The sequence below is a fragment of the Streptomyces sp. NPDC059443 genome (assembly GCF_042750105.1).
GTDB lineage: Bacteria > Actinomycetota > Actinomycetes > Streptomycetales > Streptomycetaceae > Streptomyces.
The window spans coordinates 33,536-45,569 of record NZ_JBHYVM010000009.1; the positions used below are offsets into that span (position 1 = coordinate 33,536).

Here is a 12,034-nt window from a genome sequence, read left to right on the forward strand (position 1 = left end):
GCCTGCCGGCGTCGCGCGGCAGGGTCACCAGAACCGTACACGCAACGGCCGGGGCCGATCGACGGATATTCCGCCGACCGGCCCCGGTGTTACGCGTTACGACACGGTGCGAACCGCCTCGCGCTTACGCGCGCGGCTTCTCGCGCATCTCGTACGTCGCGATGACGTCGTCGATCTTGATGTCGTTGTAGGAACCGAGGTTGATACCACCCTCGAAGCCTTCGCGGATCTCGGTGACGTCGTCCTTGAAGCGGCGCAGACCGGAGATGGTGAGGCTCTCGGCGATGACCTTGCCATCGCGCAGGAGCCGCGCCTTGGTGTTGCGCTTGACCTCGCCGGAGCGGATGAGAACACCCGCGATGTTGCCCAGCTTGGACGAGCGGAAGACCTCGCGGACCTCCGCCGTACCGAGCTCGACCTCTTCGTACTCCGGCTTGAGCAGACCCTTGAGGGCCGCCTCGATCTCCTCGATGGCCTGGTAGATCACCGAGTAGTAGCGGACGTCGACACCCTCGCGGTCCGCCATCTGCGCGGCACGGCCGGCCGCACGGACGTTGTAACCGATGACGATGGCGTCGGAGCCCATCGCCAGCGAGATGTCGGACTCGGTGACCGCACCCACACCGCGGTGCAGGACGCGGATGTCGACCTCTTCGCCGACGTCGAGCTGGAGCAGCGAGGACTCAAGGGCCTCGACCGCACCGGACGCGTCGCCCTTGATGATGAGGTTGAGTTCCTGGACGAGACCGGCCTTGAGGACCGAGTCGAGGTCTTCCAGGGACACCCGGCGGACGCGCTTGGCGAAGTTGGCGTTGCGCTCACGCGCAGCACGCTTCTCGGCGATCTGACGGGCGGTGCGGTCCTCGTCGACGACGAGGAAGTTGTCGCCGGCGCCGGGGACGTTGGTGAGACCCAGGACCAGGACGGGGGTCGACGGACCCGCTTCCTCGACGTTGTTGCCCTTGTCGTCGAGCATGGCGCGCACTCGGCCGTAGGCGTCGCCCACGACCATCGTGTCGCCGACGCGGAGGGTACCGCGCTGGACGAGGACGGTGGCGACGGCACCGCGGCCGCGGTCGAGGTGGGACTCGATCGCAATACCCTGAGCGTCCTGCTCCGGGTTGGCGCGCAGGTCGAGCGAGGCGTCGGCGGTGAGGACGACGGCCTCCAGCAGGGAGTCGATGTGCAGACCCTGCTTGGCGGAGATGTCGACGAACATCGTGTCGCCGCCGTACTCCTCGGCGACCAGACCGAACTCGGTGAGCTGACCGCGCACCTTGACCGGGTCGGCACCCTCGACGTCGATCTTGTTGACCGCGACGACGATCGGAACGCCGGCGGCCTTGGCGTGGTTGAGCGCCTCGATCGTCTGCGGCATCACGCCGTCGTTGGCCGCGACCACGAGGATCGCGATGTCGGTCGACTTGGCACCACGGGCACGCATGGCGGTGAACGCCTCGTGACCCGGGGTGTCGATGAAGGTGATCTTGCGCTCTTCACCGTTGACCTCGGTACCGACCTGGTACGCACCGATGTGCTGCGTGATGCCACCGGCCTCACCCGCAACGACGTTCGTCTTGCGGATGGCGTCGAGCAGTCGGGTCTTACCGTGGTCGACGTGACCCATGACGGTCACGACCGGCGGACGCGGCATGAGGAATTCCTCGCCGCCCTCGTCCTCGCCGAACTCGATGTCGAAGCCCTCGAGGAGCTCGCGGTCCTCTTCCTCCGGGCTGACGATCTGAACGACGTAGTTCATCTCGCCGGCCAGCATTTCGAGGGTCTCGTCGGAGACGGACTGCGTGGCAGTGACCATCTCGCCGAGGTTCATCATCACGGCGACGAGCGACGCCGGGTTGGCGTTGATCTTCTCCGCGAAGTCGGTGAGCGAGGCACCGCGCGACAGGCGAACGGTCTCACCGTGGCCGCGGGGCAGCATCACGCCGCCGACGGACGGGGCCTGCATGGCCTCGTACTCCTGGCGACGCTGGCGCTTGGACTTGCGACCACGACGGGCCGGACCACCGGGACGGCCGAAGGCACCCTGCGTGCCACCACGGGCACCGGGACCACCGGGACGCCCGCCGAAGCCGGGACGACCGCCGCCGCCGGCACCAGCCGGACCGCCGCCGAAGCCGCCACCACCGGGACGGGGACCGCCGAAGCCGCCACCGCCGCCGGGACGCGAGCCCGGACCGGCCGGACGACCGGCGAAGCCGCCGCCCGCGGGACGACCCGCGCCACCGGCACCGCCGGGACGGGGACCACCGGCACCGGGACCACGGCCACCGGGGCCGCCACCGGGACGGGGACCGGGACCACCGGCAGCGGGACGCTGCGGCATCATGCCCGGGTTGGGACGGTTACCGCCGGGGGCACCGCCGGGACGCGGGGCGCCGCCCTGCGGACGGGGCATGCCGCCCGGGGTCGGACGACCAGCGCCCTGGCCCTGCGGACGCGGGGCGCCGCCGGGGCCGCCCTGCGGACGGGGAGCACCCTGGCCGCCGCCGGCGCCGGGGGCACCGGGACGGGGAGCGCCGGCCGGACGGGGCGCCTGCGGGCGCGCCATGCCGGTGGAGCCACCAGAGGTGAACGGGTTGTTGCCCGGACGGGGACCGGCCGGACGGGCACCCTGCGGACGCGGAGCCTGGGCACCGGGACCGGCGGGACGCTCGGCACGCGCCGGAGCGGCACCGGCCGGACGCGGGGCGCCGGGACGGGCGCCGGCCTGGCCACCCTGGGCCGCCGGACGCTCGGGGCGCTGCTGCGCCGGACGCGGGCCGGGGGTCGCGCCGGGACCGGCGGGACGCTCGGTGCGAGCCGGAGCCGCGGCGGCCGGAGCCGCCGGAGGCGCGGAGAACTCGGTCGCCACGGGAGCCGCCGGAGCGGGCTTCGGGGCGGCCGGAGCCTTGGGACCGGGACGCGGGCCGCCTGCGGCGGGGGCCGGGGTCACCGGGGCGGGCGCTGCGGCGGCCGGGGCCTCCGCGACGACCGGCTTGGGGGCCGGGGCGCCGGGCTTCGGCGCCGCGGGACGTGCAACGGCACCCGGGGTGGGAACCCCGGGCTTCGCGGGGGCGGCCTTGCGGGGCTCGCCCGGCTTCGCAGCGGACTTGCCGGCGCTGCCGCCGGGCCCCTGCAATGCATCGGTCAACTTGCGTACAACCGGCGCCTCGATCGTCGAGGACGCCGAACGGACGAACTCACCGAGTTCCTGGAGCTTGGCCATGACGACCTTGCTCTCAACTCCGAACTCCTTGGCGAGTTCGTATACCCGGACCTTAGCCACTTCGCTCCTTTTAGGTCCGGGTTACGCCGGACCGTCTCTACTTCATGCTCGTACTCATCGCGTACTCATCGAGGGGTGCTCATCGCAATCTCGACCTACTTCCAACTCGCGAGGTACCTGACCGCACAGTGATCCGTGCCGTACTACGTTCTTCTTACGGTGTCGCCTCGGCCTCGGCGGCCATGGCATTGCGCAGACCTGCCGTGTCGAGCGCTCCCGTGGACCGAAGGGCCCGGGGGAATGCTCTGCGGCGGACCGCCTGATCGAGGCAGACCAGGGCGGGGTGCACGTAGGCACCCCGGCCGGGCAGCGTACCGCGTGGATCGGAGACGCATTCGTCACCGACCGCCACGATGCGCAGCAGATCGCTCTTGGCCGCTCGCTCCCGGCACCCGACACAGGTACGTTCGGGGCATGCGCGGGCTTGCGTCCGGCCAGACACGATTAAGTCTACCTCCCCGTACCGACCTCACCCCTTCGGGCGAAAAATCGAACGGACGTTGTGGTCCTGTCTACCGCCCGGACAGCTCCGGGCGGTACCTGTTTTATTCCCCGCGACGGTCGTCGCGGCGGTCGCCGCCACGGTCACGGTCGCCACCGCGGTCCCCGCCACGGTCACGGCCGTCCTCGTCCGAGGGCTGCTCCGTGTCCGGGCGGATGTCGATCCGCCAGCCGGTCAGGCGGGCGGCGAGGCGGGCGTTCTGGCCCTCCTTGCCGATGGCCAGCGACAGCTGGTAGTCGGGCACGGTCACCCGCGCGGAGCGGGTGTCCCAGTCGACGACCTCGACCTTGCTCACCCGGGCGGGTGACAGGGCGTTGGCGACCATCTCCGCCGGGTCGTCCGACCAGTCGACGATGTCGATCTTCTCGCCGTGCAGCTCGGCCATGACGTTGCGCACACGGCTGCCCATCGGGCCGATGCAGGCGCCCTTCGGGTTGAGGCCGGAGCGGTTGGCCCGGACGGCGATCTTGGTGCGGTGACCGGCCTCACGGGCGATCGCGCAGATCTCGACGCTGCCGTCGGCGATCTCCGGGACCTCCAGCGCGAACAGCTTCTTCACCAGGTTCGGGTGGGTGCGCGACAGGGTCACGGACGGACCGCGGACACCCTTCGCCACCCGCACGACGTACGCCTTGATGCGCAGGCCGTGGGTGTACTCCTCACCGGGCACCTGCTCCTGCACCGGCAGGATGGCTTCCAGCTTGCCGATGTCGATGAGGACGTTCTTCGGGTCCTTGCCCTGCTGGACGACGCCGGTGATGACGTCGCCCTCACGGCCCAGGAACTCGCCGAAGGTCAGGTCGTCCTCGGCGTCGCGCAGACGCTGGAGGATCACCTGCTTGGCGGTCGTCGCGGCGATGCGGCCGAAGTCCGACGGGGTGTCGTCGAACTCCTTGGCCTCCTGGCCCTCTTCCAGGTCCCTCGGGTCCTCGGTCGCCCACACGATCACGTGACCGTTGGTGCGGTCGAGCACGACGCGTGCGCGCCGGAAGCTTCCCTCGGTGCGGTGGTACGCGATGAGGAGGGCCGACTCGATAGCCTCGACGAGCAGGTCGAAGGAGATCTCCTTCTCCCGGACCAGACCCCGCAGGGCACTCATGTCGATGTCCACGGCTACGCCTCCTCTTCCTTCTTGTCCTTGCGGTTGAACTCGATCTCGACACGCGCCTTGGCGATGTCGGTGAATGCGATGCGCCGGGCGGTCGCCTTGCGGCCCTTCACGCCCGGGACTTCGAGGTCCATGCCCTCGTCGTCCACGTCGAGAATGCGGGCGATCAATTCCCCGCCGTCCGTCGTCTGGAACTTCACGAGACGGCCGGTCGCCCGGATGTAGTGACGGTGCTCGGTCAGCGGGCGGTCAGCGCCCGGCGAGCTCACTTCGAGGACGTACTCGTCCTCACCCATCGCGTCGGTCTCGTCCAGCAGGTCCGAGACCTCGCGGCTCAGCTCGGCACACGCGTCCAGCTCCACGCCTTCGTCGGAATCCACGATGATGCGCAGCATCCGGCGCTTGCCGGCCTTCGACGTCTCGATCTCTTCGAGGTCCAGGCCCTTGGCGGCGACGAGCGGCTCCAGCAATCCGCGCAGCCTGTCGCTCTGGGTGGTGCTCATCCGGGTGACTCCTCGGCCGCGTGTGCTGTTGTGGTTTCCGTCGTGTGTCAGGTCAAAGGGTATCCGGTCGCGGAGGGTGTTGCCGTCCGCCCTGTGGACAGGGCCCCGGGTACCGTGATCACACCCGCCCCGCCCCCACCCCAGCGAACACCCGGAGGACGTCCCCGTGCCCTCGATCACGCCTTCGCGAAGAAGCCTGCTCGCGGGCGCCGCGGGCATCACCGGCGCCGTGCTGCTCAGCGGTTGCTCCGACGTCGGCCCACCCGGGGCGGAGCCCGAGATTCCACTCGAACGGCGGATGCGTGAGACGGCCGTACGTGACAGCGCGCGGCTGCTGGAACGTTACGACGCCACGAGCGCGGCCCATCCGGCGCTGGCCGAGCGGCTCGCTCCGTTGCGCGCCTCGGTGGCCGCGCACGCGGCGGCCCTCGCCGCGGATCCGACGGCGTCCCCCTCGCCGACGCGGTCCGGGGGCTCCGCGTCCTCCCGGTCCCCCTCCTCCTCCCCGTCACCCTCGCCCTCCGCATCCGGCGCCGATCCGGTGCCCGCGAAGCCCGCCGAGGCGCTGACCGACCTCGCGGACGCCGAGCGGAGCCTGGCCGAGGCGCGGACGATCTCGCTGACCGGGGCGCCCGGGGAGCTGGCCCGGATGCTGGCCTCCCTGGCCGCGTGCGGCCGCGTACACGCGTACCTGCTGACCTCGACCCCGCCGGGAGCCGCATCGTGAACGCCGAACCCACCCCCGCCGGGCAGGTCCTGGAGGCCGCACAGGCCGCGCTCGCCGCGGAGCACGCGGCCGCGTACGGCTACGGGGTGATCGGCGCCCGGGCCTCGGCTGCCCGCGCTGCCGAGGCCCGCGAGGCGTACGGCGGCCACCTCGCGCGCCGCGACGCGCTCGCCCGCACCGTGCGCGGGCTGGGCGGTTCCCCCCGGCCGGCGGAGGCCGCGTACACGCTGCCGTTCGCGGTGCGGACGCCCGCCGACGCCGAGCGGCTGGCCGCCGGGATAGAGGACCGGGTGGCCGGCGCGTACTCCGATCTGGTGCGGGCCGCGGAGGGCCCGTTGCGCCGCGAGGCGGCCGACGCGCTGAGCGCCGCGGCCGTGCGCGCGGCACGCTGGCGCGGTCTCGGCGTAGCCTTCCCTGGGCTCACGGAACGCGCTGACGCAGCGCAGAGGTAGCGCGCAAGCATGCGCGACGAGCCCGAGCACAGCTGAAAGGGACCACGCACGCATGGCTTTCGAACCGCCGCAGCGGCTTGTACGGGCGCTCGGCGAGCTGCCGGAAACGGCGCAGGCCGCGGACTGGCTGGGGCGGTTGCCCGGGCTGGCGCAGACCGCTCTGACCCGGCGGGGGATGGAGGCGCAGCGGGTGCAGGCCCCCGGCGGCCGCGGCAGCCTGGTCCTCCTCGTCCGGTACGCCGACGGGACTCCGGCCGCGCTGAAGCTGGCTCCGCCGGCCCTGCGGCCCGACCGGGAACTGGCCGCGCTGGCGCACTGGGGCGGATTCGGGGCGGTACGGGTCCTCGACTCGCGCCACCACGAGGAGGACGGGGCGCTGCTCCTGGAGCGGCTCCACCCCGAGGTTTCCCTCCGCTCGCTCCCGGAGGCCAAGGCGCTGCTGGAGGCCTGCGGCACGCTGCGCAGGCTGTGGGTGGCCCCGGCGGCGGGGCACGGCTGGGAGACGGTGGCGGAGCGCACGGCGGCACAGGCCGAGGTCCTGCGCAAGGCTCCGCCGGAGGCGGCCGAGCTGGCCACCGCGGCGCTGGCGGCCCGCGAGGAGCTGCTGGCCGGCCCGGCCGAGGAACTGCTGCTGCACGGGAACTTCCGGCAGGGCAAGGTCCTCGCCGGCGAGCGGGCGCCGTGGCTGGCGGTGGGCCCGGACCCGATGGTCGGCGAGCGCGCGTACGACCTGGCCCGGCTGGTACGGGACCGGCTGGAGGACCAGGTGGCCTCCTCGGCGGGGGCCGCGGGCGCCCGGCGCCGGGTCAACAAGCTGGCCGACGCGCTGGAGGTGGACCGGGACCGGCTGCGCGGATGGACGCTCTTCCGGGCCGTCGAGTCGGGCAACCGGGCGCTGGCCGCCGGGCGGCGGCAGGACGCGGAGCTGCTGCTGGAGTTCGCGGGCTGGTTGTAGGGCATACCGTGAAGAGGTAGGTGTGTCCGGCAGGAGGCCGTCATGGTCCAGGAACTGCTGACAGCGGGAATCGCCGCGGCCACGGGCATCGCGGTGTGCATGGGCGCCGCGGCCCGGGTGGTCAAACAGTACGAGCGGGGTCTGGTCTTCCGCTTCGGCAGGCTGCGCGAGGGCATCCGCGGCCCCGGCTTCACGATGATCGTCCCGGGCGTCGACCGGCTCCGCAAAGTGAACATGCAGATCGTGACGATGCCGGTGCCGGCCCAGGACGGCATCACGCGGGACAACGTCACGGTGCGGGTGGACGCGGTCGTGTACTTCAAGGTGGTCGATCCCGGGAACGCGATCGTGGCGGTGGAGGACTACCGCTTCGCCGTTTCGCAGATGGCGCAGACCTCGCTGCGCTCGATCATCGGCAAGTCGGCCCTGGACGATCTGCTGTCCAACCGGGAGCAGCTCAACCAGGGCCTGGAGCTGATGATCGACAGCCCGGCGGTGGGATGGGGCGTCCAGATCGACCGGGTCGAGATCAAGGACGTGTCCCTGCCCGAGACCATGAAGCGGTCGATGGCCCGGCAGGCGGAGGCCGACCGTGAGCGGCGGGCGCGGGTCATCAACGCGGACGCGGAGCTCCAGGCCTCGCACAAGCTGGCCGAGGCGGCGGCGGTCATGGCGGACCAGCCCGCCGCGCTTCAGCTGCGCCTGCTCCAGACGGTCGTGGCGGTCGCCGCGGAGAAGAACTCCACGCTGGTCCTCCCGTTCCCGGTGGAACTGCTGCGCTTCCTGGAACGCGCGGCCCCGACGCCGCCGGCGCCCGTCCCCCCGGGCGAAGCCGAGGCCGTCACCGCCCCGCAGCCCCCGGCCCCGACCCCGACCATCAGCCCGGCCCTGGACGGGTCGCCGCCGGACGAGCCTCCGGAGTAGCCGCTGCGCGGGGCTAGGTCCCCGACCCGCCCTTCGCCCGTTACCTGGGGCTCCGCCCCAGACCCCGCGCCTCAAACGCCGGCGAGGCTGGAAAATCCAGCCCGTCCGGCGCTTGAGGACCGGGTCCGGGCAGAGCCCGGGGAACGGTGGAAGGGCGGGTAGGGGACACGCCCCGCAGGGCACCGCGCCCGGGCTACGTCAGGCGGGCCAGGGCTTCGGCCAGCGGGAGCTCCTCACGAACACCCGTCGCACGGTCCTGGAGCTCGACCACCCCGTCGGCGGACCGCCGCCCCGCCACCAGGATCCACGGAACCCCGATCAGCTCCGCGTCGGTGAGCTTCACACCGGGCGAGAGCCCGGCCCGGTCGTCCAGCAGGACCCGCCGCCCCGCCCCGGCCAGGGCCTCGGCCGCCGACTCCGCGAGGGCCAGCGGCACCGCCTTGCCCGCCGCCACCACGTGCACGTCCGCCGGGGCCACCGCCGCCGGCCAGCACAGGCCCCGCTCGTCGGCCGTCTGCTCGGCCAGCGCGGCCACCGCCCGCGAGACGCCGATCCCGTACGAGCCCATCGTGACCCGGACCGGCTTGCCCTCGCGGCCCAGCACGTCCAGGCCGAAGGCGTCCGCGTACTTGCGACCCAGCTGGAAGATGTGCCCGATCTCGATCGCCCGGTCCAGCCGCAGCCCGGCCCCGCAGGACGGGCAGGGGTCGCCGGGTTCGACGACGACCACGTCCAGGTAGCGGTCCACCTCGAAGTCCCGGCCGCAGACCACGTTCCGGGCGTGCGTGTCGGGCTTGTTGGCCCCCGTCACCCAGGAGGTGCCCGGCGCCACGCGCGGGTCGGCCAGGTAGGGGACCTTGTCCAGGCCCTGCGGGCCCACGTAGCCCCGTACCAGGTCGGGCCGGTCGGCGAAGTCCTCCGCCGTCACCAGCTCCACGACGGCCGGCGCCAGGTGCTCGCCGAGCTTGCCGAGGTCGACCTCCCGGTCCCCGGGCACGCCGACGGCGGTGATCTCGCCGTCCACCTTGACGAGGAGGTTCTTGAGCGTGGCCGACGCGGGGACGCCGAGCAGCGCCGCCAGGGACTCGATGGTCGGGGTGTCGGGGGTGTCGAGCTCCTCCACCGGCCCGTGCTCCCCGTCGACGGCCTTCAGCGCGAAGGTCACCGCCTCCGTGTTCGCCGCGTACGCGCACTCCGGGCAGTCCGCGAAGGTGTCCTCGCCCGCCTCCGCGGGGGCCAGGAACTCCTCCGAGGCCGAGCCGCCCATCGCGCCGGACACCGCCGACACGATCCGGTGGTCGAGGCCGAGCCGCTCGAAGATCCGCTGGTAGGCCGCGCGGTGGAGGGCGTAGGACTCCGCCAGGCCCTCGTCGGACACGTCGAAGGAGTACGAGTCCTTCATCTGGAACTCGCGGCCGCGCAGCACGCCCGACCGGGGCCGCGCCTCGTCCCGGTACTTGGTCTGGATCTGGTAGAGCATGACCGGCAGGTCCTTGTAGGACGTGCACTGGTCCTTCACCAGCAGGGTGAAGATCTCCTCGTGGGTGGGGCCGAGCAGGTAGTCCGCGCCCTTGCGGTCCTTGAGCCGGAACAGCAGGTCCCCGTACTCCGACCAGCGCCCGCTGACCTCGTACGGCTCCTTCGGCAGCAGCGCCGGGAGCAGCACCTCCTGGGCGCCGATCGCGTCCATCTCCTCGCGGACGATCCGCGAGACGTTGTCCAGGACCCGCTTGCCGAGCGGCAGCCAGGTCCACACGCCGGCGGAGCTGCGCCGGACGTAACCGGCCCGGACGAGGAGGCGGTGGCTGAGGGTCTCGGCGTCGGCCGGGTCCTCGCGGAGGGTCTTGGCCATGAGGCGGGACATGCGCTGTACGTGTTGCGTTGACATGACGGGAGGCTACCGGCCCGCCCGCAGGGGCCGGAAACGGTTTCAGCGCCTGCGCAGGGGCAGCGGGGCACCCATGACGGCGTACGGGAGGCTCGCGCTCGGGAACCGGACGCGGCGGGCGAGGTCCGTGTAGCCGAGGGCCCGGTAGAGCCCCCGGGCGGGGCTCTCGGTGTCGATCGCGGAGAGGATCGAGCGCGGCTCGGCGGCGGTGTCGGTGATCCCGGTGATGAGGGCGCGCCCGACTCCGTGGCCCTGGAAGCCGGGGTGCACGTGCAGCTCGGTGATCACGAAGGATTCGTCGAGCCAGTCTTCGTGGCCCCCGGCCCGCAGATACGGTTCGACGACCCCGGACCACCAGTGCGAGCGGTCGTTGGGCATGCCGTAGACGAACCCGGCGAGCACCCCGTCCTCGGTGAACGCGCCGAGCGCGCGGGCGCCGCGGCAGGTCATGTGGCGCTGGACGATGTAGCGCCGGATGCCGACCTCCTCGTCGCTGAGCCCGAAGGCCACAGCCTGCACGCGCAGGGCCTCGTCCACCTGGGCGACGAGGTCGAGGGGCCGGATCCGTAGTCCGGCGGGCCGGTCGGGGTCTTCTCCCCCGGGGGTTGGCAGCATGCGGTGACCTTACTGCGCCGCCCCGGCCTGCGGGTATGCCCTCAGAACAGGACGCTCATGAACTCGCCGACCTCGCGGAAGCCGACGCGGCGGTAGGAGGCGCGGGCGGCGGTGTTGAAGTCGTTGACGTAGAGGCTGACCACGGGGGCCACGTCCCTGAGCGCGTAGGCGACCACGGCGGCCATCCCGGTCTCGGAGTGCCCGCGGCCGCGGAACTCCGGGGCCACCCACACGCCCTGGATCTGGCAGGCGCGGGGGGTCGCCGCGCCGACCTCGGCCTTGAAGACGACCTTGCCGTCCTCGATGCGGGCGAAGGAGCGGCCGGTGGCCACCAGCTCGGCGACCCTGGCCTGGTAGAGCAGGCCGCCGTCCCCGGCCATCGGGGAGATCCCGACCTCCTCGGTGAACATGGCCACGCAGGCGGGCATGATCAGGTCCATCTCGTCCCGGCGGATCCGGCGGACCAGCGGGTCGGCCACGACCTCGGTGGACCGCTGCTCGGTGACCATGAGGGGCTGATGGGAGCGGATGTCGCGGGCCGGGCCCCAGCTGGGCTCCAGCAGCTGCCACAGCAGCCGGGTGGCCTCGGCGGGACCCACGATGGAGGAGCAGCGGCGGCCGGTGCGGCGGGCCCGGTCGGCGAAGGCCCGTACGGCGTCCGGTCCGGCGCAGACGGGGACGAGGTTGGCGCCGGCGTAGCAGAGCGAGCGGAGCTCGCCGCCCGCGTACCAGCCCCACATCTCGCCGCCCAGGCGCCACGGATCCAGTCCGGCCACCTGGACCCGGGAGGTGACGAAGGCGTTCTCGACCGGATCGCGTCCCAGGATTTCGAGCGCGGCGTCAAGATCACTGGGCTCTAGGACCCGGGTGGTGGTCTGCGTCAACACTGGGGCCTCACCATGCAAGTCTGCTGATCTCCGCACTGTACCCGGCGCGGCTCGCGGATGCCGCGTGGGCCCCGGGGGGGCCCGCCCCCCCCCCGGGCCCCCCGGGGGGGGGGCCGCCCGCGGGGGGGGGGGGGGGCCCCGCCCCCGCCCGCGCGCGGGGGGGGGGGGGAGGTCGGGACAGCGCGAG

At 72.7% G+C, this 12,034-nt stretch carries 11 protein-coding genes; 4 read left to right on the forward strand and 7 right to left on the reverse strand.

All coding sequences use genetic code 11. The features are described from left to right. Nucleotides 1–124 precede the first annotated feature (124 nt). The 4 genes from infB to rimP all read right to left on the reverse strand — a co-directional run bounded on the left by infB (nucleotide 125) and on the right by rimP (nucleotide 5,399). Nucleotides 125–3,286, reverse strand: a complete 3,162-nt coding sequence (infB, locus tag ACFXDJ_RS11275; RefSeq protein ID WP_384848897.1) for a translation initiation factor IF-2 — start codon at nucleotides 3,284–3,286, stop codon at nucleotides 125–127. Nucleotides 3,287–3,440: 154 nt separating this feature from the next. Then, complete coding sequence (locus tag ACFXDJ_RS11280) at nucleotides 3,441–3,728, reverse strand: YlxR family protein (protein ID WP_384663186.1); 288 nt, start codon at nucleotides 3,726–3,728, stop codon at nucleotides 3,441–3,443. A 103-nt stretch (nucleotides 3,729–3,831) separates the two neighbouring features. After that, the gene (gene nusA / locus ACFXDJ_RS11285; protein WP_384663184.1) at nucleotides 3,832–4,899 is read right to left on the reverse strand and encodes a transcription termination factor NusA; all 1,068 of its coding nucleotides are present in this window, start codon (nucleotides 4,897–4,899) and stop codon (nucleotides 3,832–3,834) included. A gap of 2 nt (nucleotides 4,900–4,901) precedes the next feature. Next, nucleotides 4,902–5,399: a ribosome maturation factor RimP gene (gene rimP / locus ACFXDJ_RS11290; RefSeq protein ID WP_384663182.1), complete on the reverse strand. Its 498-nt coding sequence runs from the start codon at nucleotides 5,397–5,399 to the stop codon at nucleotides 4,902–4,904. A gap of 166 nt (nucleotides 5,400–5,565) precedes the next feature. Between rimP and ACFXDJ_RS11295 the strand changes: the two genes are divergently transcribed. The 4 genes from ACFXDJ_RS11295 to ACFXDJ_RS11310 are packed head-to-tail and all read left to right on the forward strand — an operon-like array spanning nucleotide 5,566 to nucleotide 8,457. After that, complete coding sequence (locus ACFXDJ_RS11295; RefSeq protein ID WP_384663180.1) at nucleotides 5,566–6,126, forward strand: hypothetical protein; 561 nt, start codon at nucleotides 5,566–5,568, stop codon at nucleotides 6,124–6,126. Continuing rightward, a complete protein-coding gene (locus tag ACFXDJ_RS11300) occupies nucleotides 6,123–6,578 on the forward strand; it encodes a ferritin-like domain-containing protein (protein WP_384663178.1) in 456 nt (151 codons plus the stop codon). Before ACFXDJ_RS11295 ends, ACFXDJ_RS11300 begins: the two co-directional genes overlap by 4 nt. 52 nt (nucleotides 6,579–6,630) lie before the next feature. Continuing rightward, on the forward strand, nucleotides 6,631–7,533 hold the full coding sequence (locus ACFXDJ_RS11305) for an aminoglycoside phosphotransferase family protein (RefSeq protein ID WP_384663176.1): 903 nt from the start codon (nucleotides 6,631–6,633) through the stop codon (nucleotides 7,531–7,533). Between the two features lie 42 nt (nucleotides 7,534–7,575). Further along, nucleotides 7,576–8,457, forward strand: a complete 882-nt coding sequence (locus tag ACFXDJ_RS11310; RefSeq protein ID WP_384663174.1) for a slipin family protein — start codon at nucleotides 7,576–7,578, stop codon at nucleotides 8,455–8,457. Nucleotides 8,458–8,650: 193 nt separating this feature from the next. On the opposite strand, the gene ACFXDJ_RS11315 is transcribed toward ACFXDJ_RS11310, so the two are convergent. From ACFXDJ_RS11315 to ACFXDJ_RS11325, 3 genes are read right to left on the reverse strand one after another with little or no spacing between them, the layout of a single operon-like run. Continuing rightward, a complete protein-coding gene (locus ACFXDJ_RS11315; RefSeq protein ID WP_384662018.1) occupies nucleotides 8,651–10,345 on the reverse strand; it encodes a proline--tRNA ligase in 1,695 nt (564 codons plus the stop codon). A gap of 42 nt (nucleotides 10,346–10,387) precedes the next feature. Beyond that, nucleotides 10,388–10,960 carry a GNAT family N-acetyltransferase gene (locus ACFXDJ_RS11320; RefSeq protein WP_384662021.1) on the reverse strand — a complete coding sequence of 191 codons (573 nt, stop codon included), beginning with the start codon at nucleotides 10,958–10,960 and terminating at the stop codon, nucleotides 10,388–10,390. A gap of 41 nt (nucleotides 10,961–11,001) precedes the next feature. Continuing rightward, a complete protein-coding gene (locus tag ACFXDJ_RS11325) occupies nucleotides 11,002–11,847 on the reverse strand; it encodes a GNAT family N-acetyltransferase (RefSeq protein WP_384662024.1) in 846 nt (281 codons plus the stop codon). Nucleotides 11,848–12,034: the final 187 nt, after the last annotated feature.